This window comes from Nocardioides sp. NPDC127503 (genome assembly GCF_040302165.1).
GTDB lineage: Bacteria > Actinomycetota > Actinomycetes > Propionibacteriales > Nocardioidaceae > Nocardioides.
Genome location: NZ_JBEORH010000006.1, coordinates 97501 through 121093 on the forward strand (window position 1 = coordinate 97501; position 23593 = coordinate 121093).

Consider the following 23593-nt stretch of genomic DNA (forward strand, 5'->3'; position numbering starts at 1 on the left):
GCGTCACCCGCGTCGGCCGAGTTGGCAGCGCGGTGCCAACTCGGCCGACCGGAGTGACGTCTCGGCTCGTGGGGTCAGAGCTGGCGGCGTACGGCGTCGGCGAAGGCGTCGCCGCGGGCCTTGTAGTCGCGGAACTGGTCCTGGCTGGCGCAGCCGGGGGCCAGGAGCACGGTGTCGCCGGGCTTGGCCAGCGCGGCGGCGATCTCGACGGCCTCCGCGAGAGCGGCCACGCCGTCGGGGTCGTCGAGCTCGACGATCTCGAGGTCCCCGGCATGGGCGGCGAGGGCGGAGGCGATGACGTCGCGGTCCTGACCGATCAGGATGACGGCCCGCAGCCGGTCGTGGATGGAGGCGACCAGGTCCTCGAAGCGGGCGCCCTTGGCCAGGCCGCCGGCGATCCAGATCACCGGGTCGTAGGCCTGCAGGGAGGCCTGCGCGGCATGCGGGTTGGTCGCCTTGGAGTCGTCGACCCAGGTGACACCGCCGGCCTCGGCGACGACCTCGATGCGGTGGCCGTCGGGGCGGAACGACTTCAGCCCGTCGCGTACGGCGGCCTGGGAGACCCCGTGCGCCCGGGCGAGCGCGGCCGCGGCCAGCGCGTTCTGAACGTAGTGGGGCGCGGAGGAGGCGAGGTCGGAGATCTGGCACAGCTCCGCGGCGGAGGTCTGACGCTCCTCGATGAAGGCCCGGTCGACCAGGATGTCCTCGACGATCCCGAGCTGACCCACCGCCGGGGTGCCGAGGGTGAAGCCGATCGCGCGGGCGCCCTCGACGACGTCGGCCTCCTCGACCAGGTGCAGCGTGGCCTCGTCGGCGACGTTGTAGACGCAGGCCCGCTCGACGTTCTCGTAGACGCGGCCCTTGTCGGCGGCGTACTCCTTCATCGAGGGGTACCAGTCGAGGTGGTCCTCGGCGATGTTGAGGACGACGGAGGCCTGGGCGCCCATCGAGGAGGTGTAGTGGAGCTGGAAGGAGGAGAGCTCGACGGCGAAGACGTCGTAGGGCTCGGGGTCCATCACGGCCTCGACGATCGGCAGGCCGACGTTGCCGACGGCGACGGACCGGAGCCCTGCCGTACGCAGGATGTTGTCGAGCATCTGCACGGTCGTGGTCTTGCCGTTGGTGCCGGTGACCGCCAGCCAGGGGGCGGCGTTGTCGGGGTCGCGCAGCCGCCAGGCGAGCTCGACCTCGCCCCAGATCGGGACCCCACGCTCACGCGCCTGGGCGAGCAGCGGAGCCGTCGGCCGCCAGCCGGGAGAGGTGACCACGACGTCGACGTCGTCGGGCAGCACGTGGGTGGCACCCTCGCCGAGGCGTACGTCGGCACCCAGGATGCCAAGGAGCTTGGCCTTCTCCTGGCGCTCCTCGTCGCCCGGCGACTCGTCGAGCGCGATCACCGAGGCACCCAGGTGGGTGAGGTTGTCGGCGGCCGCGAAACCGGAGACGCCGAAGCCGGCCACGACCGCCTTCACGCCCTCCCAGGAGTCGTTGCGGCCGAGCTTGTCGAGCTTCTCAGCCATGTCGTCTGGCTCAGTCATCAGATGGTCGCTACCCATTCGGCGTAGAAGATTCCCAGACCGGCCGCGACGCAGAGACCGGTGATGATCCAGAACCGGATCACCACGGTCACCTGTTCCCAGCCGAGCATCTCGAAGTGGTGATGGATCGGTGTCATCCGGAAGATCCGCTTCGGGGTGCCGGTCACCTTGCGGGTGAGCTTGAACCAGCCCGTCTGCAGGATCACCGAGAGCGTCTCGGTGACGAAGAGGCCGCCGAGGATGATCAGCAGGAACTCGGTGTGCGACAGGATCGCGAAGCCGGCCAGCACGGAGCCGAGCGCGAGCGAGCCGGTGTCGCCCATGAAGATCCTCGCCGGGCTCGCGTTCCACCACAGGAAGCCGATGCAGGCGCCGCTGATCGCGGCGCCGAGGATCGCCATGTCGAGCGGGTCGCGCACCTCGTAGCAGGTGCCGATCTCCACGCTCGGGCGGCCGCAGCGCTGGTTGTTCTGCCAGATCGAGATGATCGTGTAGGCGGCGAAGACGATCGCCGAGGAGGCCGCCAGCAGCCCGTCCAGCCCGTCGGTGAGGTTGGTGGCGTTGGACGTGCCGGTGACCATGATCCAGAAGATGACCAGCAGGAGGGCTCCACCGAGCCAGTAGAGGATGCCGTCCCCACCGAGGAAGTGTGGACCGAAGTCACGGATGAAGGAGAGCTGGTCGGCCGCCGGCGTGATGCCGTCGACGTTGGCCAGCCCCGGGTGGATCGCCACTGCTCCAAAGCCCACCGCGACCAGCGTCTGCCCGACCATCTTGGACCACGCGCGCAGACCGAGGTTGCGCTGCATGAAGACCTTGATGAAGTCGTCGACGAAGCCGACCGCCGCCATGCCCACCAGCAGGAACAGCAGCAGATAGGCCGTCGCGCTCGGGGCATCCCCGGTCAACAGCTTGGCCGCGAAGTAGCCCACGACAACCGAGATCACGATCGCGACGCCGCCCATGGTCGGGGTGCCGCGCTTGGTTCGGTGGGTGGTCGGCCCGTCCTCGCGGATCTCCTGGCCGTAGCCCAACTTCGTGAACTGTACGATCGCAAATCGGGTGCCGAGCAGCGAGAACAGAAGCGCAATCGCTCCGCTCAGCAAGATCGCTCTCATGTCAGCCGGGTGCCTTCCTTGCCATGCCGTTCATGTCCTTGCCCCCGGGCCGGTGTGCATAGCGAAGACACCGGCCCCGGGCATTCTTCCCTACGGCTTCGCCGGCTCTGCGGCACCCCGCCGTATCTGCACATCGATCACTGTGTGGCCAACGCCGCACGGACGACCTCGCGGTCGTCGAACGGGTGGGTGACGCCGTTGATCTCCTGGCCCGTCTCATGCCCCTTACCTGCGACGACGACGATATCGCCGGGCTCGGCGAGGCTGATCGCGCGTACGATCGCGGCCCGCCTGTCGCCGATCTCCTCGACGCTCGCGCTGCCGCCGGTGGTGCCCTCCAGAACCTGTCGTCGGATGCTCGCCGGATCCTCGGTGCGGGGGTTGTCGTCGGTGACGATCACGTGGTCGGCCAGCCGCGCGCTGATCTCCCCCATGATCGGCCGCTTGCCGGTGTCGCGGTCTCCCCCGGCCCCGATCACGACGATCAGCCGGGACTGGGTCAGCGGACGCAGCGTGCCGAGCGCGGCCTCGACCGCGTCCGGCTTGTGCGCGTAGTCGACCACGACGGTGAACGGCTGGCCCTCGTCGATCCGCTCGAGGCGTCCCGGGACGCCGGAGCCCTTCGCGAGGGCGGTGGCGACATCGCGCACCACCGTCTCCTCGCCGTACGCGTGGTGGATGCTCGCCAGGGCGGCGAGGGTGTTGCTGACGTTGTAGTCGCCAGCCAGCGGGCTCGCGCCCGGGAACTCCAGGCCGTCGGGGCCGTGGACGGTGAAGGTGGAGCCGTCGGGGCGCAGCTCGACGTCGGTGGCGCGCCAGTCGGCGGTGTCGTCGTGCAGGGCGTAGGTGAGGATCGGGATGGTCGCCTCGGCGGTGAGGCGGCGGCCGTGCTCGTCGTCGATGTTGACGATGCCCAACATCGCCCGTTCCGGGGTGAACAGGTCGGCCTTTGCCGCGTAGTAGTCCTCGACCGTCTCATGGAAGTCGAGGTGGTCGCGGCCCAGGTTGAGGAAGACGGCGACGTCGAAGACGACCCCGTCGACGCGTCCCATCACCAGGGCGTGGGAGGAGACCTCCATGGCGCAGGCCTCGGTGCCCTCCTCGACCATCCGGGCGAAGAGGCCGTGCAGGTCGGGAGCCTCGGGCGTGGTCAGCGGCGTCTTCACGTCGCGCCCGCCGATCCGGGTGCCGACGGTGCCGATGACGCCGGCGCGGTGGCCGGCGTCGAGCAGCGCGCTCTCGGCCAGCCGGGTGGTCGTCGTCTTGCCCTGGGTGCCGGTCACCCCGATCAGCCGCAGCTTGCCCGACGGGTTGCCGTAGATACGGGCCGAGAGCGCACCGAGCACCTTGCGCGGCTGCTCGACGAGCAGCGCAGGCACCTCGGCGAGGCCCTGCGCCTCCAGCTCGGCGGCGCCGGCGGCGTCGGTGAGCACGGCGACCGCTCCGGCCTCGACGGCACTGGCGGCGTAGCTGGCGCCGTGCGCCCGGCTGCCGGGGACGGCGGCGTAGAGGTCACCGGGCAGCACCCGTTGGGAGCTCAGCGTGACCCCGGTGACGCGGGCCTCGCCGCGTACGTTTAGACCGAACTCGCCGGCCAGGTCGGCCAGCGTGACCGGCTCGGTCACTCGCGGGCGGGTCGGGCTCTTGGGATCCGCCGTCTCGTACGCACTGCTCACCTGGCGAAGGTTATCCGCCCGGCGGGACCAGGTCCCGCCGGGCCGACCTCAGGCGTGGCGTTCAGGCGTGGCGCAGCTGGGTCAGCGCCGCGGCGCTGAGCTCGTGCGGCTCCTGATCGGGAACGACGAGCACGACAGGTACGCCGGCGTTGCGCACGACAGCGGAGGTGATCGAGCCGTCAGCGAGCTGCGCGGCACGGCCACGGGGCGAGGAGCCGAGCGCGATCGTGCGGACGCGGACCTCGGTGGCATACCTGGCCAGCTCCACCCCGGCGCTCGCATGGTCGCCCACGCTGTGCAGCACCAGACCGGTCGCGGTCACGCCGCGGGCGGCGAGGCGGTCCAGGTGAGCGCGTACGGTCGCGGCGGCCATCTCCGGCTCCTCGGCGTCGATGGCGAGCTCCTCGACGACCTCGGTCTCGCGGACGTGGACCACCTCCAGCGGCGCGCCTACGGCGGCGGCCATCTCGGCGGCCCGGTCGACGACGGCGTCGGCGTCGAGGGTGGCGCCGACGGCGACCAGCACCGGGCGGCCCTCACCCCGGACCGGGCCGACGGGCTCGAGCGTCGGCCTGACCGGGTCGGCGGTCTCGGCCGACTCGGCGGCGGTGATCAGCTTGTGCCCGCTGGCCAGGACGGGGATCGCAATCAGGAACGCCGCGGCGCCGACGTAGAAGGCCACTGACTGGTCGGTCGCCTCGGCGATCTTGCCCGCGGCGAAGGGCGCGAGGCCGCCGCCGATGAAGCGTACGAAACCGTAGGCCGACGACGCGATCGGCCGCTCCACCGGCGAGACCAGCATGACGGCCTGGGTGGTCAGCGTGTTGTTGAGGCCGACGAAGATGCCGGACAGGATCACGGCCACGATGACCACGGTCGGCGAGGAGACGCCCAGGCCGATGACGGCGAGCAGGGCACCGAGACCGAGCAGATTGACGTAGATGGTCGGCGCGGTGCCGAAGCGGCGCTGCGCCCACGGAGCGCCCCACACGGCGAAGACGGCGACCAGGATGCCCCAGGCGAAGAAGACCCAGCCGAGCTGGAGCGGGTCGTGCAGCCCCATCGGGTAGGGCGCGTAGCCGAGCAGGGTGAAGAAGCCCCAGTTGTAGAGCAGCGCCATGATGCCCATCGTCAGCAGCCCGCGGTGGCGCAGCGCGGCGAGCGGCGCGAGCAGAGTGACCTTCTTCTCCGGCTTGGGCGTCGGCGGCAGGAAGACCAGCGTCGCGACCAGCGCGATCGCCATCAGCGCGGAGACGCCGAAGAACGGGCCGCGCCAGGAGATGCCACCGAGGACGCCGCCGAGGAGCGGCCCGACCGCGATGCCGAGGCCGAGCGCGGTCTCGTAGAGGATGATCGCTCCCGCGAACCCTCCGGTCGCCGAGCCGACGATGACGGCGAGGCTGGTGGAGATGAACAGCGCGTTGCCCAGGCCCCAGCCGGCCCGGAAGCCGACGATGCCGTCGACACCGTCGACGGTCCCGGCCAGCCCGGCGAACACGACTATCAGCACCAGGCCGAGGACCAGCGTCCACTTCGCGCCGATCCGGCTGGAGACCCAGCCGACCCCGATCATCGCCACGGCGGTCACCACGAGATAGCTGGTGAACAGCAGCGACACCTGTGCGGGCGTTGCGGCCAGCTCCTCGGCGAGCACCGGGAGGATCGGGTCGACGAGCCCGATGCCCATGAACGACACCACGCACGCGAACGCGACCGCCCACACGGCGCGTGGTTGCTTGAACGGACTTGCGGCAGCTGCCCCTTGGTGGGAGCTCATTCTTCTCGCCTCTTCTCAGACGTTGGTTTCGTACGCGTCGCCGGCAGGCCGGCGCGTCAGGAATCGAGCACGGCGTCGACGAGCCGGTCGAGGGCCGGCAGCGCCGCCGCGATGGCGGCACGGTCCTCCACGGAGACCCGGGCCAGGGCGGCGTCGAGCACGCCGGCTCGCTGTCCGCGCCTGGTCTCGAGGACCTCTCGTCCGGCGTCGGTGACCTCGACCAGGACTGCCCGCCTGTCGGCGTCATCGGCGACCCTGGCGAGCATCCCCTGCTGGGTGAGCCGGTTGACCAGCTGCGTCATCGCGGGCTGGGACACCCCCGCGACCTTTGCCAGGTCCGTGACCCGCTGCGGCCCCGTCCTCGCCAGCCCGGCCAGCACCGTGGCCGCCGTCGGCGACACGTCCCCCGCGGTCGACACCTCCCGCACCAGTCGCACCACCTTCTCGAGGGCGAGCGACAGGTCACGTCCGGAGGCAGATGTCGTGCTCACCCGAGAAACATAACATAGCTATGTTATGTATTTGGGGTGGATCATCTGTCTCATCCGTCACAGCGCACAGGCAATGCCTGCACTTCTCTGGCGTTGCATTGCCAGAGAAGTGCAGGCATACCCGGTTAACCGGGTATCCCTGCAACCGCGCAACTCACCAACCAGTAGGCATCTTCGACGGCGCGGTGCCGGTCGGCGGGACGCCGTAGCGGCGCAGGGCGAAGGACATGATCTGGGAGAAGACCGGGCCGGTGACGGTGCCACCGCCACCACCGTTGCCGGGGTTGTGGATGGCCACGTAGACCGTGAACCGCGGATCGTCGGTGGGGGCGAAGCCGCCGAAGGAGACCGTGGTGGTGCCGTCGTAGCACTTGCACTCGGAGTTGACCCGCTGCGCGGTGCCGGTCTTGCCGGAGACGCGGTAGCCGGGGACGGCGGCCTGCTTGGCGGTGCCGTTGACGGGGTCGTTGATGACCCGCTCCATCATCTCCGCGGTCTGGGAGGCGGCCTCCTCGGAGACCACGCGGTTGCGCTGGGCGGTGTCGGTGCCGACCTCGGCGCCGGAGTTGTTGGTGGCGCTCCCGGCGATGAGGCTGGGGTCGATGCGTACGCCGCCGTTGGCGATGGTGTTGACCGCGGCGGTCATCTGCACGGCGTTGACCGAGATCGACTGGCCGAAGTCGATGCGGTCCTCGTCGGCCGGGTTCCAGGTCTCCGGCGAGGCGAGCAGACCGGCCGACTCGGTGTCGAGACCGAGGCCCGTGCGCTGGCCCTGACCGAAAGCGGCCAGGTAGTCGCGCAGCTGGCCGTCCTCGAACTTGTCCGCGGCCATCACGGTGCCGATGTTGGACGACTTCGCGATCACGCCGGCCAGGGTGAGCTTCTCCATGCCGTGCTCGTAGTAGTCGTGGATGTCGGCGTCGCCCGAGCTGTAGGAGCCCGGCACCTTGAGCCGGGTCGAGGGCGAGACGAGCCCCTGGTCGAGCAGGCCGGCGACGGTGAGCACCTTCTGCACCGAGCCGGGCTCGTAGACGTTGGAGAGGGCGTTGCTCCCGCGCAGCGACTTCGGGGACGCCGCCGGGTCGCGGGCATCGAAGGTCGGGTAGTCGGCCAGGCTCAGGATCTCGCCGGTCTGGGTGTCCATGACCACCGCCATCCCCGACTCCGCGCGCGACTTCTGCACGGCGTCCATCAGGGTCTGCTGCACGTAGTACTGCAGGTCGCGGTCGATGGTGAGCCGCAGGTCGTTGCCGTCGACCGGGTCGACGCGGTTGTTGGTGCCCAGCGGCATCCGGGTGCCGCTGACCGGGCTGGTCGCGTCGTACTCGGCATGCCCGTCCTTGCCTGCCAGGTGCTTGTCGAAGGCGGCCTCGAGACCCGCCAGCGGGCCGTCGTTGCCGAGGAAGCCGACCAGGTTGGCCGCGACGTCGCCGTTGGGGTAGTTGCGCAGCGGGTCACGGCTGGTCCACAGCCCCTGGTAGCCCTCCTTGCCCGCCTTCTCGACCGCGGCGGTCGCCTGGGTCGCGGGCACCTGACGCTTGATGTACTGGAACCGGCTCCCGTCCTTGCGGAGCTTGGCGAGCGCCGAGGCGTAGTCGACCCCGAGCTCCTTGGCCAGGAACGCGGCGATCGCCGGGGCGTCCTTCTTCGTCTGCTTCGGGTCGGCCAGCACCATCAGCCCGTCGGAGGAGTCGGCCAGCGCCTCGCCGTCACGGTCGAGGATCTCGCCGCGCTCGGCCGGCAGCACGACATCGACGACGTTCTCGGCGGCCGCCATCGCGGCGTACGAGTGCGGGTCGATGCCCTGCAGCTGCACCAGCCGGCCACCGAAGACCGAGAGCACCATCGCCACCAGGATGAAGCCGACGCGGAGCCGGATGTGCACCGGCCCGCGTCGCTGCGTCGCCTTCGGCGTGGCCCGTGGGGCAGGACGTCGCGCCGGCCGGCGGACCTTCCGCTTGACCTGTCGCTGGGCCATCGCTCTCCTCCCCTACCGAGCCTCGCCCGGAGACGTACGCTGCTGCTCCTCGGCCGCCTGCTTCTCTGCCGCTTCCTGCTCGCGCTTCTTCTCGGCGAGCTCGGCCGCATTCTTCTTCGCGGCGGCCGCCTCGGCCGCCTTCTGCTCGGCGACCAGCACGCTGTAGGGCTTGGCGACCTTCGGGTGCAGCGGCGGCGTCGCGGAGCGGTCGGCCGCGGCCGCCTCGCCCTCGATCTTCGCCTCGGGGACGCGCAGCATGGCGGCGTTCTGCGGGACGACCATGCCGAGATCCTTCGCCTTGGCGGCGATCTTGTGCGGGTCCTCCATCTTCTTCAGCTCACCGTCGAGCGCCTGCTCCCGAGCGGCCAGCGTGGTCGCCTGCTCCTGGAGACGCTGCTCCTGGAAGGCCGACTGCTGCATGGAGGTGTTGAAGACGAGCAGACCCACGACGCCACCGACGAGCAGCATCGAGACGAGCACGACGAACGGCAGCCGCGGCGCCATCGGGGCAGGCAGCGGCGCCGGCACGGCGGTGAGCCGTGTCTGGGTCGTCTCGGTGGCCCGGTCCGGGCTGCGCACAGGCGCCTGTGGCGCGGCGGAGATGCTCATCTGGCTGCTCCAGGGTTCGACTTGGGAAGGTTGGTTCGGGGCTTGGTGCGCTCGACCGCGCGCAGTCGCACCGAAGCGGCGCGCGGGTTCTCCTCGATCTCGGCTTCGTTGGCCTGCTCGGCACCACGGGTGAGCAGGCGGAACGACGGCTCGGCCTCGGGCGGCACGATCGGCATGTCGGGAGGTACGTCCAGCTTCGTCGCCTCGGCGAAGGCCCGCTTGGTGAGCCGGTCCTCGAGCGAGTGGTAGGACTCGACCACCACCCGGCCACCGAGACCGACGGCCTCGAGCGAGTCCGGCAGTGCCGTACGCAGCGCCCCGAGCTCGTCGTTGACCTCCATCCGCAGCGCCTGGAAGGTGCGCTTGGCCGGATGTCCGCCGGTGCGACGGGCAGGTGCGGGGATCTCCGCGTAGAGCAGCTCCACCAGGGGCCCGCTCGTCGTGAACGGCACCGTCTCGCGACGCTTGACGATGGCGTAGGCGATCTTCTTGGCGAACTTCTCCTCGCCGTAGTCCCGCAGGATCCGGGTCAGGTCGCCCGCGGAGTAGTTGTTGAGGACGTCCGCCGCGGTCTGACCCCGGGTGGCGTCCATCCGCATGTCGAGCGGCGCGTCCTCCGCGTACGCGAACCCGCGCTCGCGCTGGTCGAGCTGCATCGAGGAGACGCCGAGGTCGAAGAGCACCGCCTGGACCTCGTTCAGGCCCTGCCCGGCGACGACGTCGAGGATCTCGTCGTAGACCGCGTGGACCCCTGTCCACCGGTCGCCGAAGCGGGCCAGCCGCTCCCCCGCGATGCCGAGGGCGTAGGTGTCACGGTCGATGCCGATCACCCTGGATCCGGGGATCCGCTCGAGGACGGCCTCGGTGTGACCGCCGTGACCGGTCGTGCAGTCGACCAGGACCCCACCATCGGTGAGCGCCGGCGCGAGCAGGTCGACGATGCGGTCGAGCATCACCGGCACGTGCTTCTGGTTCGTCACCGCCTCGACCCCCATCGCACGGCTTCATCTGGTGTGTGTTCTGCCCGCCTCTTTGAGAGAGACACGGGCTGACAACGCCACGGATCCGCAGAGCCAGGTCTCATGCCCGCTCCGTCACCACCTGTGCCGTCCGGAGCCGGGGAAGGTGCCCCGGATGGCTGGATGAGTGGAGCGGGACTGAGACCTCGTCCTGCGGATCCGCTGTTGACTTGTTTGCTTCTCGATCAGCTCTGCTGCTTGTCGCTTTGTCGATCTGTCCCTTTATCAGTCCGTCGACTCGTCGAGGTCTGCGAACTTGGCCTGTGCACCCGCGGAGTACTCCGCCCACTTGGCCGGGTCCCAGATCTCGATCCGGTCCATCACACCGATCACGACCACGTCCTTGACGATCCCGGCGTAGTCGCGCAGGAGCGGCGGAATGCCGATCCGGCCCTGCTTGTCCGGTGTCGTCTGCTCGGCCCCTGCAAAGAGGACACGGGCGTAGTCACGTGCGTCCCGAGAGGTGAGCGGCGTCTGCTGGGCCCGCTGCGCCTCCTGCATGAAGACATCCTCGGGCCACACCACGAGGCAGTTCTCCTGACCTTGCGTCACGACAACCCCCTCCGCCAGTCGATCTCGGAACTTTGCGGGGAGGAAGATCCGGCCCTTCTCGTCGAGCTTCGGCGTGTACGTGCCCATGAAGAACATGTGCTCGCCCCCGCGGTCAGCTCAACGTGGATCGTTCCTCCACTTTGCCCCACCGTACCCCACAATCCCCCACTTTCAAACCACCTTCCTCCCCCACGAGGCGTTTTCCCACCACACCCCGCTCCCCTGCTGATGTCACAGTCGGGTGAATGACGCAGACGCCCGTAGGCGCTACCCCGTACGGTGTTCCCATAAGCTGGGTGAGTCGGAAGGACGCGACGTGACGACGCCGTTGGAGGCCTCATCGAATGGGGCAGAGATCGAGACATTGGTGCGGGTCGCGGGCCGCATTCGCGACAGCATCGAGAAGGTGATCGAAGGAAAGACCGACGTCGTCGACTCCACGCTGACCGTGTTGCTCGCCGAGGGACACCTCCTGATCGAGGACGTGCCCGGGGTCGGCAAGACCCAGCTCGCGAAGGCGCTTGCGCGCTCGATCGACTGCTCGGTGCGCCGCATCCAGTTCACGCCCGACCTGCTTCCGAGCGATGTCACCGGGGTGTCGATCTTCAACCAGAACACCCGGGAGTTCGAGTTCCGCCCGGGTGGCATCTTCGCCAACATCGTGGTCGGCGACGAGATCAACCGTGCCTCCCCCAAGACCCAGTCGGCGCTGCTGGAGTGCATGGAGGAGCATCAGGTCACCGTCGACAACGTGACCTACCAGCTGGACTCGCCGTTCATGGTGATCGCGACCCAGAACCCGATCGAGATGGAGGGGACGTACGCCCTCCCCGAGGCGCAGCGCGACCGCTTCATGGCGCGGGTCTCGGTCGGCTATCCGCCGGTCGCCTCCGAGATCGCGATGCTGGCCAACCACAGCGCGTCCAACCCGCTCGACGACCTGGACCCGGTCACCGACGCCGTGGAGATCCGCAAGCTCGTCGGCGTCGTCAACCAGATCTACGTCTCCGAGGCGGTCCGCCGCTACACCGTGGCCCTGACCGCGGCGACCCGCACCAACAACGAGCTCGCCCTGGGCGCCTCGCCGCGGGCGAGCCTCCACCTGCTGCGGGCCGCCAAGGCTCATGCCGCACTGCACGGACGCGAGTTCGTCCTCCCCGATGACGTACGCAGGCTGACCGGTCCGGTCCTTGCCCACCGTCTCCTCCCCAGCGCCTCCGCGGCGATGCACGGCCGGTCGGTCACCGACATCCTCGAGGCCGTCGTGTCCACCGTCGCGGTGCCACAGACCTGACCCTCGGGCCGACTTCAAGGAGGGGCGCGATGCGTGAGGCACTGTCAGGACTGACCGTCCGGGGCCGGGCTTTCCTGGCCGCCGGGATCACTGCCATCGTCTGCGGGATCCTGCTGGACCAGTCCACACTGTCCCGGATCGGGATGCTGCTGGTCGCTCTGCCGCTGGTCACCGCGGTGGTCGCCGCCTGGGGCCGCTACCGGCTCGCGCTCGTCCGCCACATCGAGCCGCACCTGACCGAGGCCGGCCAGCCCGCCAGGGTCGAGCTCACCATCGCCAACGAGGGCCGGATCCCCACCGGGACCCTGCTGCTGGAGGAGACGGTGCCCTACGCGCTGGGCGGGCGTCCGCGCTTCGTGGTCGACCGGATCGGCTTCGGGTGGCGCCACAAGCTCGGCTACCAGATCCGCTCCGAGATCCGGGGCCGCTTCGACATCGGCCCGATGCGGGTGACGGTGGCCGACCCGTTCGGCCTGGTCGAGCTCAACCGAGCCTTCCAGTCGACAGTCCCGTTCACGGTCACGCCGAGGGTGGTCGCATTGCCTTCGACTCCCCTGACCGGAAACGCCACCTCGTCGGGCGACTCCAGGCCGAGGGCGTTCCTCGGTGGCAGCGCGGAGGACGTCACGGTGCGTGAATACCGGCGCGGCGACGAGCTGCGGCGAGTGCACTGGCGCAGCTCGGCCCGCCTCGGCGAGCTGATGGTGCGCCGCGAGGAGCAGCCCTGGCAGGCCCGGGCCACCGTCTTCCTCGACAACCGCCGCTCGGTCCACCGCGGCCAGGGCGCGGGCTCCTCCTTCGAGCACGCCGTCGTGGTCGCCGCCTCGGTCGCGGTGCACCTGGTCGAGGCCGGCTACTCCGTGCGGCTGGTCACCTCCGGCGGCCACACCCCCGGCGTCGCCGGGGGCAGCGGCGAGCTCAACGCCGGCTGGCACGACCGCGAGGGCCAGGCCGACGCGGCCGCCCTGCTGGAGGCGCTCGCCGTGGTCGAGACCGTCCAGCACCACCGCATCGACGCCTCCTGGATCGGCGAGGCCGGCCAGGGCGGCGTCACCGTGGCCGTGCTCGGCTCTCTCGACGAGGACGACGCCGGCGTGCTTCGCCGAGTGCGTCACCACACCGGGTCCGCGCTCGCCTTCTCGCTCGCCGTCGACGGCTGGAGCGCGGTGCACCTGGCGCCCGAGCAACGGCGGCCCAGCGGCGTACCCCTGCTCATCCAGCACGGCTGGAAGGCTGTCGAGCTCCGGGTCGGCGACTCGGTGGCCACGCGCTGGCGCGAGCTCGGCACCCGGGGCGCGGCAGCCGGAGTGGGGGCATCGCGATGATGACCTCCCGCGACACCCGCGGCGTCGTGCCCGCCATGGCGGTGCCGCTGACCTGCTTCCTGACCGTGCTGTTCGCGCTGTCGTCGTGGGGCTCGTTCACGAGCACCCGGTTCCCCTACCTCGGCCCGATCCTGGTCGCCGGCCTGCTCGTGGTCGGCACCGGCATCTCCGCGCGGCTGCTGCGCGTGCACGGCTCGGTCGTGGTCCTGCTGCAGGTGCTCCTCGGCACGATCGCGACCAGCCTCCTGGTCGTGCAGCACCCCTTCCCGGTCACCGGCGGCGGCCGGGCACGGGTGACGGCCGAGATGACCGAGGCGTACGTCGCGTTCAACCCGTTCGACCTGCCGATGTCGGGGGCGGAGGTGGCGCCGTACCTCATCCCAGGCGGTGTCGCGGCGGTGCTGCTGGCCGACATCCTGGCGGTCTCGCTGCGGCGCCCGCCGATGATGGGGCTCGTGGTGCTGGGCGTCTTCACGGTGCCCTTCAGCATCATCGGTGCCGGCGGCTGGGGCGGGGTCTCCTGGGTCGTCTTCGCGCTCACCGCGACCTCGTTCCTGGTGATGCTGCGCCTCGACCGTGCCCAGCAGCTCGGCCGCTGGGGCCGTCGCCTCGACGACGACCTCCCGGTGGCGCCTGCCGCCGGGCCGGCGGTCATCGGCGTCTCCGCGGTCGCGATCGCCCTGCTCGCCCCGGCCTGGCTGCCCAGCCCGAGCGTCTCCCTGCCCGGCCTGGGTCCGGGCGACGGCGACGGGCCGCTGCGAGTGATCAACCCGACCGTCGGGCTCTACGACGACCTGCGCCGGCAGAGCGACCAGGTGATGGTGTCGGTGACCCCCGTCTACGGCGACACCGAGACTCCCCCGTCCTATCTTCGCGTCGGGGCCCTGACCAAGTTCACCGGCACGGAATGGACCTCGGGCAACCGCGACGTGCCCTCCGACAACAGCGGCGTGGCCACCTTCGAGCCGCCGATGTCCGACCCGACCCTGCTGGGCGATCCGACGACCTATCAGCTGAAGGCGAGCGCGAAGTTCCAGTCGACCTGGCTCCCGATCTTCGCCCATCCCCTCGAGGTCACAGCCAGGGGGCCGTGGCGCTACGACGAGGACACCCTCGACTTCATGTCAACCGAGGGCAGGGACCAGACGGTGGCCGGGACGAGGTGGCGGATGACCGCCGCCCCCGTCGAGCCGACCCAGGAGCGCCTCCTTGCCGCCGGGGACCCCGGCGTCGGCGCCCCACCGGGCATGACCGACCTGCCGCTGCTCCCCGACGAGATCGAGCAGATCGCCCTGGAGCGGACCGCGGGCCAGGACCGGCCGTTCGCCCAGGCGGTCGCCCTGCAGAACTGGTTCAGGCACAGCGGCGAGTTCACCTACAGTCTGGAGCGTGACGTCGGCACCGACAGCGCGGCGCTGCTGGACTTCCTGACCGACAACAAGATCGGCTACTGCCAGCAGTACGCCACTGCCATGGCCGTGCTCGCCCGCGAGCTCGGCATCCCGGCGCGGGTCGCCTTCGGCTTCCTGGGCGGCGACCGGGACGAGGACGGCGTGTGGCAGTTCCGCGGCCGCGACCTGCACGCCTGGCCCGAGCTGTGGTTCGAGGACATCGGCTGGATCCGCTTCGAGCCCACGCCGGCGGCCGCCGACACCAGCGAGCCCGGCTACACCACGGGTGCGCTGGGCAACGCCAGCAACGAGCCGGAGGCCCCTCTTCCCAGCGCCGGCACGAGCGTCGCGCCGGTGCCCAACCGGCCGCAGCGCGAGCAGCCCGACACCGCCGAGGTGGCCGACACCGGCACCGAGGAGTCCAACGCGGGCGCCATCTGGACCGGCCTGGGGATCGGGGCCCTGGTCGGCCTGATCGCGCTCGCGGCGCCGGCGGTGATCCGGCGCCGACGGCGTACGACTCGGCTCGCCGGCGATGCCGAGGCTGGCTGGACCGAGCTGGGTGACACCGCGATCGACCTGGGCCTCCCCTGGTCCGGGACCCGCTCACCGCGGGAGGAGGCCACCAGCCTGGCTCCGCATCTGCAGGGTCGCGAACCGATGCTCGCTCTGCAGCGGGTCGTCGCCGCCGTCGAGCGCAACCGCTATGCGGAGCATCGCGACACCGTGGCGGTCGGGGACGACGTACGCCTGGTCTCGGCCACGCTCAGGGAGAACGCCGATCGGCGTGCCCGTCGCCGGGCACGCCTGTGGCCGGCGTCGGTCTTCCGCCGCCCGCCGGCACCAGCCTCCGACGGACCGGTTGCCCGGTCCGAGCGGGAGCTGATCTCGTCCTAGAGGACGTTAGGCCGTTCCTCTGAGAGGTGATTCCTCTTAGAGGTCGTTGTCGCGGCGGCGCTGCTTCCAGCGCTCGCTGGCCCGGTCGAAGAACGAGGTGCGGGGCGTGTGGTCCCCGTCGTCCTCCTCGACCGCGGCAGCACCACGAAGAGCGGTGAGCAGCACGGAGGTCGAGGCCAGCATCACCAGGAAGCCGACCACCCCGACGATCCACATCCGTGAGATCACACCGGTCATCAGCAACGCGACTCCACCGGCGAGCACGATGCCCGCGAGGACCGCGTGTCGACGTTGGGCACGGCGCAAAGCCGTGCCTCGGAGGGCGGAGGCGAACTTCGGGTCCTCCGCCGAGAGCGCGCGCTCCATCTGCTCAAGCAGGCGAAGCTCCTCTTCCGAGAGTGGCACCGTACCTCCCATGTCCTGTTGGGGCATCTCCAAGTCTAGGCTGGCCACCCTGAAGGCGGTAGTGAGCCCAGAAAATTCTTGCCCCTTGACGTTCTGCCCCATGGCACAACCAAGTCCGATTGTGTCAAGCAAAGTGGCAGGTGCGTCAACCCCGCCCCTGATCCAGCAGGCTCGCGCGGCGTACGAGGCTCGATCCGAAGCGTTCGGCGACCTGGTCGATGGCGCGGTCGGCCTCGGACCAGCCCCGTTCCCGCTCGCCGAGAACCAGCTGCCGGTCGGTGCCCTCACGGGTGACCAGGTGCTCCACCCGGACCCCTACCAGGCGCAGGGCCCGGCCCCGGAGGTTGAGCTCGTCGTAGAGGCTGACCGCGGTGGCGTGCACCTCCTGGGTGACGTCGGTGGGATCGGGCAGCGTGCGCGAGCGCGAGATGGTCTTGAAATCGGTGAACCGGACGGTCAGCGCGATGGTGCGGCCGACCGTGCCGGCCCTCCGCATCCTCCGCGTCACACGGGCGGAGAGGCGCAGCAGCTCGCGGACGATGTCCTCGCGGGCGCTCAGGTCGTGGCCGAAGGTCTCCTGAGCCCCGGTGGACCGGTCGGGCAGGTCGGGGCCCAGCCGCCCGGTCAGCTCGCGCCGGTCGGTGCCGGTGGCGAGCCGGTGCAGATGGCCGCCGAGGCGCGGGCCGAGGATCTGGTGGAGGGTCGGCACCGGGGTGCGCGCGATGTCGCCCACCGTCTCGAAGCCGAGCCGCCGCAGCCGCGTCCGGGTGCTCGGGCCGACGCCGTAGAGCTCTCCGACGTCGAGCGGGTGGAGGAACCCGGGGATCTCCTTCGGCCGGACGACCACGACGCCGTCGGGCTTCGCCTTGCGGCTGCCGACCTTGGCCACGCTCGGGGTGGGCGCGACGCCGACCGAGCAGGTGATGCTCAGCTCCTCGGCGATCTGGCGGCGGATCCGCTGGGCGATCTGCTCGGGGCTTCCGAAGAGCCTGGTCGCTCCGCGTACGTCGAGGAACGCCTCGTCGACGCTCACCACCTCCACCAGCGGGGTGGCGCGGCGGAAGATCTCGCGGACCTGGTGGGAGACCTCGGCGACCTCACCGAAGTCGAGACGGACAGAGACGAGCTGAGGGCACAGCCGCCTCGCCAACGACCCCGGCATCGCGGCCCGCACGCCGTAGGCCCGCGCCGGATAGTTGGCGCAGGTCACCACGCCACGAGCATGTCCCCCGACCACCACCGGCTGGTCCCACAGCTCGGGCTGGTGCCTGATCGCCACAGAAACGAAGAAGGCGTCCATGTCGACATGGAGGATCGGGGTGACCTCCGGAGCGCCAGCGGAGGAGGTCACCCCGATCCTCCAAGGACGCGGACAAGCGCTGACTCGGCGCAGCGAAGCGAGCCCTCAGCGAAGCGAAGCGAGCAGATGCACCTGCGAAGCCAGCGGCAGGTAGTCAGCGCGGGTAGAAGCCCGCTGCTCGAGCTCGACGAGCGCGTTGGTCGCACCAGGATCGACATCGAGCAGCGACCCCGGAACGTGATCCACGAAGACACGTACGCCACGAACATCCGAGACCGCGAAGCCGGCAGCCTCGAGCAGCCCGGTGACCTCGTCGAGGGCGAAGCGGCGACCGGAGCGCCCCTGCGACGTGGTGTCGTCGAGGAGCTCGGCGGCCTGCGCGAAGTGGCCGGCGAGAGCGCGGGAGAGGACAGCCGCGGTGCGCTGGGCGACCAGCAGGCTGAGCGTGCCACCGGGACGGAGCACCTCGCGGATCCCTGCCAGCGCCGCCGCGGGGTCGGGGACGACCTCGAGGACGCCGTGGCAGAGCACCACGTCGGCACCGCTGGGGTCGGCGACGTCGGAGAGTGCGGCCAGGTCGCCCTGGCGCGCGTCGACGGAGACGCCGGCCTCCCGGGCCCGGCGGTCGAGCGCGGCCAGCGCGTCGGGGCTGGGGTCGACGACGGTGACCTGGTGACCGAGCCCGGCGATGCGTACGGCTGAGGTGCCGGTGCCGCCGCCGATGTCGAGGACGTCGAGCGGGCCGGAGGCCAGGACCGGGTCGAGCGCGTCCCAGACGGCGACGGTTCGGGCGCCTGCCCGACGACTGGTGGAAGCGGAGCCAGCTGACATGGGGCCAAGCGTAGGCCCTGCCTCCCACCCTGCGTACGCCACACCTGGATCAGCCCACGAGGCGGTCGTGCGGGAGCCGCGTGGCCGGAGAGGTGTGGGCCATCAGCCCGAGGGACTCCTCGACGACGGCGAGGAACCGGTCGGCGTCACGCACCTGGTCGTCGGCCTCCTCCGCGGTGACCGCCCGGATCGAGCCGGCCTCCGCCGCGGCGCGCTTGGCGGCGCCGGCGGCGAAGTAGTCGGCCCACTCGGAGAGCTCGGGCGCGACCTTCTTGAGGCGGACCCAGGCGTTCCACGGACGGCGGCGGCCGGCACGGCTCGCGGCCTCGACGGGGTCGGTGCGGGCGGCGATCAGCGCCGCGGCGGCCTGGAGAGCGGCGACATGAGCGATGGCGTACCTGCTAGGCACGTCGTCGGCCACGATCGCCTCCGCGAGGGACTCGGTGGCGCGGAAGAGGTAGCTGTGTGTCGTCGCCGGCAGCAGATGCATCGGGTCGTCCTTCTCGCTCACGGTCGACCCCGCAGTGGACGGCTCCGGCGGGCGTCGGGGGTCGAGGACGACGCCCGCCAGAGCCTGGTTGTTCGAACATCTGTTCGAACACGAAGATCAAACTACACCCCGCCACCGACAGTCACAAGACGTTTCGGGGACGGGGCGTGTCGAGGGGTGCTGCTGGTCGCTCAGTCGTCGGCGACGGCGCCGCGGATGAGGTGCGGCGGGTGGATGTAGCGGGTGTTGGCCGGCAGCCACATGACCACCAGCAGCCCCGCGGCGATGACGATCGCGATCGCGGTGAGCACGCTGATGATCACCGGCGGGCCGGTCAGGATGCCGCCGACGCTGGCCACCGCGGAGATGAACACCAGGAACGTGATCACGATGCGGGCCCACTCGAAGCCGTTGCGGAGGAAGACCGCGAGCACACCGAGCATGCCGGCCATCACGCCGAACAGAGTGATGGCGGGGGCGATGAACGCCGGCGCGCTGACCCGGTTGTCGGTGGGCGGGTTGATGAGGGCCTCGAGCCCCTCGGTCTCCAGGATGCGCTTGGCCGAGGAGTTGCCCTCAGCCCACGACCGCACCAGCTCGTCGGAGGTCAGCACCATCACCACGACCACGACGGCGCTGAACACGATCAGACCGACGATCAGGCGGATCGCCCACGTCATCTCGCGCGGCACGGGCTCGGCAGCGAGGGCCGCCACCTCGACAGTGGCCTCCAGGTCCTCGTTCACGACCACACCTTCGTTCTCGTCGGGTGTCGTCATGGTCATCCGGTCTCCTTGCGACGTGGGGGGAACTCTGCGTTGATCAGCCCATTCTGCCGCACGGGGCACAACGGAGGTAAATACGGGATCGCGTGCGCTTGGTCTCGGGCCGGGTCCGAACTGTCGGTGGCGTAGGCCAAGATGTCTCCATGGAATCTCTAGCGCTGACCTTCTCCAGCGGGTGGGCCAGTGGCATCAACGCCTACCTGGTCGTGCTGGTGCTCGGCGTCGTGCAGCGTACGACCGGGGCCGAGGAGATCCCTGACGTGCTCGGCACCTGGCCGGTCCTGGCGGCCGCGGGGGTGATGTTCGCGATCGAGTTCGTCGCCGACAAGATCCCCTACATCGACTCGACGTGGGACTCGATCTCCACGGTCATCCGGCCCACGATCGGCGCTGTGATCGGCGTCCTGCTCGCCGGTGAGGCCGACTCGCTCAACGCGGCCGTCGCCGGCGTCGTGGGCGGCACCTCGGCGCTGATGTCCCATCTGGTCAAGGCCAGCGAGCGACTCGCGGTCAACACCTCCCCCGAGCCGGTCTCCAACTCGGTGGTCAGCCTGGCCGAGGACGGCCTGGTCCTCGGCGTGGTCTGGTTCGCGACCGAGCATCCGCTGGCCGCCGCCGGCATCGCCGCGGTCCTGCTGGCGACCGGGCTGGTGCTGGTGTACTTCATCATCCGCACCGTTCGCGGGGGCTGGCGCAGGCTCACTCGCCGCGGAAGACGCGGCGTCCCGCCGCCGGAGGAGCCCTCCGACGGCAACACCAAGCCCTACCCCGTCCAGTGACCAGCGTCGTCGTCCTCGGGGGTGGCTACGCCGGGATGGCCAGCGCCGCGAGGCTGGCCAAGCTCGGCCACTCGGTGACCCTTCTCGAGGCCTCCGGTCAGCTCGGCGGCGCCCTGGTGCCGGTGCGCGAGGAGGGGTTCACCTGGGACGCCTCGGCGACCTCGACGCTGCTGCCCGCGGTGATGCGCGACCTGTTCCGCAAGTCCGGGCGGCCCGCGGAGCGTGAGCTGGAGCTGGTGCCGATGGACGTCATCCGCGAGCACCGGTTCGCCGACAAGACCTCGGTCTCGATCCCCGGCGGCACCCGCGGCGCCCAGCTGGCGGCCTTCGATGAGCTCGGCCCGGGCATGGGCCAGCGGTGGACCGACTACGTGGCCCGGTTCAGCGAGGACTGGGAGGTGCTGCGCCAGCACTACTTCGAGGTGCCGTGGGAGCCCGCGGCGCTCCCCGAGGCCGTCGCGGAGCGGTTCCGGTCCCGCGAGACCCTCCACAAGCGGCTGCGCAAGACGTTCAAGGACGAACGGCTCCGGCTGGTCGCGGCGCACCCGTTCGTCGCGGCGGGGCAGGAGCTGCGTGACGTACCCGCCTGGGCGGGGCTCACCGCCTATCTCGAGCAGCGGTTCGGCGCCTGGCGCGTCGAGGGCGGGATGGGAGTGGTGGCCGAGGTGCTCGCCGCCCGGATGGCCACCCGCCGCGTCTCGGTGCAGACCGCGACCCGGGTGGAGGACATCGTCGTACGCGACGGGCGGGCGGTCGCGGCCAGCACCACCGCCGGAGAGATCGATCTCGGCGCCGATGGAGCGGTCGTCCTCGCCTTCGACCCACGCTCGCTGCCGGCCCTGCGGCCGCTAGTGGAGCGCACTCTGCCGGCGATCCCGCCGATGACCTTCCATCTCGGGCTCTCCTCGCTGCCCGAGCATCTGGTCGACCTTCCCGACGAGCTGGTGCTCCACGGCGAGCCCACCCTGGTCGTACGCACCCGCGGGCTCGCCCCCGAAGGACAGCACGCCTGGACCATCCACTCCTACGGCAAGCTGATGGAGGACGTCCTGCTGGCGCTGGCGCGCCACAAGATCGATGTGCGCGAGCACGTCGTGCACCGTGTCGACCTGGGCGCCGCCGAGCTCGTACGCCGCTGGCGCGGGTCGCCGCTGGGCGTGAAGTGGTCGGGGCGCGGCACGGTGTTCCAGCGTCTCGGGCCGCGCACCCCTCTCCCGAACGTCTACGCCGCGGGCGCCCACGCCACGCCCGGCTCCGGGCTGCCGTTCGCCGGGCTGTCGTCCGCGCTGGTCGCGCAGTCGATCGGGCCTGCCGAGAAGTGAGCCTTAGACCGTGACGTTGAGCTTGGCGAAGATCTCCAGCGTCGCCTTGGAGCGGTTGAGCGTGTAGAAGTGCAACCCGGGAGCGCCTCCGTCGAGAAGCTCCTGGCACAGCTCGGCGGCCACCGCGATGCCTTCGGCACGAATGTCGGCGGGCTCGGGACCGGCGGCGCTGAGGCGCTCCACGATCTCCTCGGGGACCTCGGCGCCGATCAGCTCGCTCTGGCGGCGGATGGCGGCGAGGTTCAGGATCGGCATGATCCCCGGCAGGATCGGGATGTCGACGCCGCGTGCCCGGACCCGGTCGACGAGGCCGAAGTAGTCGGCCGCACGGAAGAACATCTGGGTGACCGCGAACTCCGCGCCGGCCTTCGCCTTGGCGACCAGCACGTCGGCGTCGGCCTCGAGCGACTCGGCACTCGGGTGCCCCTCCGGGAAGGCGGCGACGCCGATACGGAAGTCGCCGCGCTCCCGGGCCAGCTTCACCACGTCGATCGCGTAGTCGAGACCGCCCGGCGTCGGGGTCCACTCGGCGCGCGGCCCCTCGGCGGGGTCGCCGCGCAGCGCCATCACGTGCTCGACGCCCTTCGCCGCGTAGGAGTCCAGGATCCCGGCGACCTCGTCGCGGGTGTGGCCGACGCAGGTCAGGTGGGCGACCGGCAGCAGCTCGGTCTCCGCGGCGATCCGGCCGGTGATGGCGACCGTCTTGTCTCGGGTCGAGCCGCCGGCACCGTAGGTGACGCTCACGAAGGTGGGGCGGTAGGGCTCCAGCGCGCGCACGGCGTTCCACAGCTGCTCCTCGCCGGCCTCGTCCTTCGGCGGGAAGAACTCGAAGGAGAACGAGCGCTCGCCTTGGTTGATCAGCTCCGCGAGGGAGCGTCCACGTCCAGTCACCATCGGGCCATCCTAGGCAGTGCCCTAGGCTCGGAGAGTGAATGAAACGTGGGACGCCGATGAATTCCGCAGTCGCGTCCAGGGGGCACTGGACACCTTTCTCGAGACGCAGTCCCAGCGGCTGGTTCCGCTCGGTGACGAGGTCGAACCGCTGCTGCGCCGGGCCCGCGAGTCGATGTCCGGGGGCAAGCGGCTGCGCGCCGCGTTCTGCTACTGGGGCTTCCACGCGGTCCGCCCCTCCCCCTCGCCGGCCGAGGAGGAGTCGCTCGTACGCGCCGCCGCGGCGCTCGAGCTGCTCCAGGCCTCGGCGCTCGTCCACGACGACGTCATCGACGACTCCGACACCCGGCGCGGCGCGCCGTCCGCGCACCGCGCGTTCGAGGCCGACCACGCCGCCGCGGGCTGGCCGGGCCGGTCCCGTGCCTACGGCGACGCCGCTGCCGTGCTCCTCGGAGACCTGCTGCTGACCTGGTCGGACGAGCTGCTGCGTACCTCTGGGTTCGGGGACTCCGAGACCTCTGCCGCTCTGTCGGTGTTCGACCACACCCGCACCGAGGTGATCGCCGGGCAGTTCTTGGACATCACCGTCCAGGCGCGCGGCGCGGCGGACGTCGAGGCGGCGATGAAGGTGGTGCGCTACAAGGCGGCCAAGTACTCCGTCGAGCGCCCCCTCCACGTCGGCGCCGCCCTGGCCGGAGCCACCGTGGAGCAGATCGAGGCGCTGTCGGCCTACGGCCTCCCCGTCGGCGAGGCCTTCCAGCTCCGCGACGACCTCCTCGGCGTCTTCGGCGATCCCTCGGTCACAGGCAAGCCCGCTGGCGACGACCTGGTCGAGGGCAAGCGCACCGTCCTGGTCGCCCTCGCCCTGAAGGCCTCACCGCCCGCCGACGCCGATCTTCTGGACAGCTCCCTCGGCCAGCCGCTCACCGAGGACCAGGTCGCGGCGCTGCGTACGATCATCGCCTCCTCCGGCGCCGAGCAGCAGGTCGAGAAGACCATCACCGAGCTCGCCGACCAGGGCCTCACCGCCCTCGACGACGCGAAGTCGTCAGGAGTCCTCGACGCGAACGCCGCAGAGGTCCTGCGCGCCCTCGCCACCGCCGCCACCCAGCGCACGGTCTAGCC

General features: G+C 70.7%; 21 protein-coding genes. 6 read left to right on the forward strand and 15 right to left on the reverse strand.

The window, feature by feature from the left end; genetic code table 11:
- Positions 1-74: 74 nt before the first annotated feature.
- The 9 genes from murD to mraZ all read right to left on the reverse strand — a co-directional run bounded on the left by murD (position 75) and on the right by mraZ (position 10854).
- Positions 75-1538, reverse strand: a complete 1464-nt coding sequence (murD, locus tag ABTW65_RS15220; protein WP_350661414.1) for a UDP-N-acetylmuramoyl-L-alanine--D-glutamate ligase — start codon at positions 1536-1538, stop codon at positions 75-77.
- Positions 1538-2656 (reverse strand): phospho-N-acetylmuramoyl-pentapeptide-transferase, encoded by a 1119-nt coding sequence (mraY, locus tag ABTW65_RS15225; protein ID WP_350661417.1) that lies wholly within the window; start codon positions 2654-2656, stop codon positions 1538-1540. The genes murD and mraY overlap by 1 nt, the downstream gene beginning before the upstream one ends.
- Positions 2657-2793: 137 nt before the next feature.
- Positions 2794-4332: a UDP-N-acetylmuramoyl-L-alanyl-D-glutamate--2,6-diaminopimelate ligase gene (locus tag ABTW65_RS15230; protein WP_502890590.1), complete on the reverse strand. Its 1539-nt coding sequence runs from the start codon at positions 4330-4332 to the stop codon at positions 2794-2796.
- Between the two features lie 61 nt (positions 4333-4393).
- On the reverse strand, positions 4394-6109 hold the full coding sequence (locus tag ABTW65_RS15235; RefSeq protein WP_350661419.1) for an MFS transporter: 1716 nt from the start codon (positions 6107-6109) through the stop codon (positions 4394-4396).
- Positions 6110-6165: 56 nt separating this feature from the next.
- On the reverse strand, positions 6166-6600 hold the full coding sequence (locus tag ABTW65_RS15240; protein ID WP_350661421.1) for a MarR family winged helix-turn-helix transcriptional regulator: 435 nt from the start codon (positions 6598-6600) through the stop codon (positions 6166-6168).
- 154 nt (positions 6601-6754) lie between these two features.
- Positions 6755-8578, reverse strand: a complete 1824-nt coding sequence (locus ABTW65_RS15245) for a peptidoglycan D,D-transpeptidase FtsI family protein (RefSeq protein WP_350661423.1) — start codon at positions 8576-8578, stop codon at positions 6755-6757.
- A 12-nt stretch (positions 8579-8590) separates the two neighbouring features.
- Positions 8591-9187, reverse strand: coding sequence for a cell division protein FtsL (gene ftsL / locus ABTW65_RS15250; protein WP_350661424.1), 597 nt, complete (start codon positions 9185-9187; stop codon positions 8591-8593).
- Complete coding sequence (gene rsmH / locus ABTW65_RS15255; RefSeq protein ID WP_350661426.1) at positions 9184-10182, reverse strand: 16S rRNA (cytosine(1402)-N(4))-methyltransferase RsmH; 999 nt, start codon at positions 10180-10182, stop codon at positions 9184-9186. The genes ftsL and rsmH overlap by 4 nt, the downstream gene beginning before the upstream one ends.
- A gap of 249 nt (positions 10183-10431) precedes the next feature.
- Positions 10432-10854, reverse strand: a complete 423-nt coding sequence (gene mraZ / locus ABTW65_RS15260) for a division/cell wall cluster transcriptional repressor MraZ (RefSeq protein ID WP_008363047.1) — start codon at positions 10852-10854, stop codon at positions 10432-10434.
- A gap of 220 nt (positions 10855-11074) precedes the next feature.
- On the opposite strand from mraZ, the gene ABTW65_RS15265 reads away from it, so the two are divergent.
- Genes ABTW65_RS15265 through ABTW65_RS15275 form a run of 3 tightly spaced genes read left to right on the forward strand, consistent with a single transcriptional unit; the run spans position 11075 to position 15665 of the window.
- Positions 11075-12052, forward strand: a complete 978-nt coding sequence (locus tag ABTW65_RS15265) for an AAA family ATPase (protein WP_350661429.1) — start codon at positions 11075-11077, stop codon at positions 12050-12052.
- Positions 12053-12081: 29 nt separating this feature from the next.
- Entirely contained in the window at positions 12082-13377 is a 1296-nt protein-coding gene (locus tag ABTW65_RS15270) for a DUF58 domain-containing protein (protein ID WP_350661430.1), read from the forward strand.
- Positions 13374-15665, forward strand: coding sequence for a transglutaminase TgpA family protein (locus ABTW65_RS15275; RefSeq protein WP_350661433.1), 2292 nt, complete (start codon positions 13374-13376; stop codon positions 15663-15665). The genes ABTW65_RS15270 and ABTW65_RS15275 overlap by 4 nt, the downstream gene beginning before the upstream one ends.
- Before the next feature lie 36 nt (positions 15666-15701).
- Here the strand turns inward: ABTW65_RS15275 and ABTW65_RS15280 are convergent, their stop codons facing one another.
- The 5 genes from ABTW65_RS15280 to ABTW65_RS15300 form a co-directional block, all read right to left on the reverse strand.
- Positions 15702-16070, reverse strand: a complete 369-nt coding sequence (locus tag ABTW65_RS15280) for an SCO2097 family morphological protein (protein WP_350661435.1) — start codon at positions 16068-16070, stop codon at positions 15702-15704.
- Between the two features lie 145 nt (positions 16071-16215).
- Positions 16216-17421 carry a DNA polymerase IV gene (gene dinB, locus ABTW65_RS15285; protein ID WP_350661437.1) on the reverse strand — a complete coding sequence of 402 codons (1206 nt, stop codon included), beginning with the start codon at positions 17419-17421 and terminating at the stop codon, positions 16216-16218.
- 54 nt (positions 17422-17475) lie between these two features.
- Positions 17476-18201 carry a methyltransferase domain-containing protein gene (locus tag ABTW65_RS15290; protein ID WP_350661439.1) on the reverse strand — a complete coding sequence of 242 codons (726 nt, stop codon included), beginning with the start codon at positions 18199-18201 and terminating at the stop codon, positions 17476-17478.
- 49 nt (positions 18202-18250) lie between these two features.
- The gene (locus ABTW65_RS15295) at positions 18251-18712 is read right to left on the reverse strand and encodes an SAV_6107 family HEPN domain-containing protein (RefSeq protein WP_350661441.1); all 462 of its coding nucleotides are present in this window, start codon (positions 18710-18712) and stop codon (positions 18251-18253) included.
- A 170-nt stretch (positions 18713-18882) separates the two neighbouring features.
- The gene (locus ABTW65_RS15300; RefSeq protein WP_350661443.1) at positions 18883-19476 is read right to left on the reverse strand and encodes a hypothetical protein; all 594 of its coding nucleotides are present in this window, start codon (positions 19474-19476) and stop codon (positions 18883-18885) included.
- A 143-nt stretch (positions 19477-19619) separates the two neighbouring features.
- Here ABTW65_RS15300 and ABTW65_RS15305 point away from each other — a divergent pair, with 143 nt between their 5' ends.
- Together ABTW65_RS15305 and ABTW65_RS15310 are read left to right on the forward strand one after the other, a co-directional pair.
- The gene (locus tag ABTW65_RS15305) at positions 19620-20255 is read left to right on the forward strand and encodes a DUF4126 domain-containing protein (protein WP_350661445.1); all 636 of its coding nucleotides are present in this window, start codon (positions 19620-19622) and stop codon (positions 20253-20255) included.
- Positions 20252-21577 carry a phytoene desaturase family protein gene (locus ABTW65_RS15310; protein ID WP_350661447.1) on the forward strand — a complete coding sequence of 442 codons (1326 nt, stop codon included), beginning with the start codon at positions 20252-20254 and terminating at the stop codon, positions 21575-21577. The genes ABTW65_RS15305 and ABTW65_RS15310 overlap by 4 nt, the downstream gene beginning before the upstream one ends.
- A gap of 3 nt (positions 21578-21580) precedes the next feature.
- On the opposite strand, the gene metF is transcribed toward ABTW65_RS15310, so the two are convergent.
- Positions 21581-22471 carry a methylenetetrahydrofolate reductase [NAD(P)H] gene (gene metF, locus ABTW65_RS15315; protein WP_350661449.1) on the reverse strand — a complete coding sequence of 297 codons (891 nt, stop codon included), beginning with the start codon at positions 22469-22471 and terminating at the stop codon, positions 21581-21583.
- Between the two features lie 34 nt (positions 22472-22505).
- On the opposite strand from metF, the gene ABTW65_RS15320 reads away from it, so the two are divergent.
- Positions 22506-23591, forward strand: coding sequence for a polyprenyl synthetase family protein (locus ABTW65_RS15320; RefSeq protein WP_350661451.1), 1086 nt, complete (start codon positions 22506-22508; stop codon positions 23589-23591).
- The last annotated feature ends 2 nt before the right edge of the window (positions 23592-23593 follow it).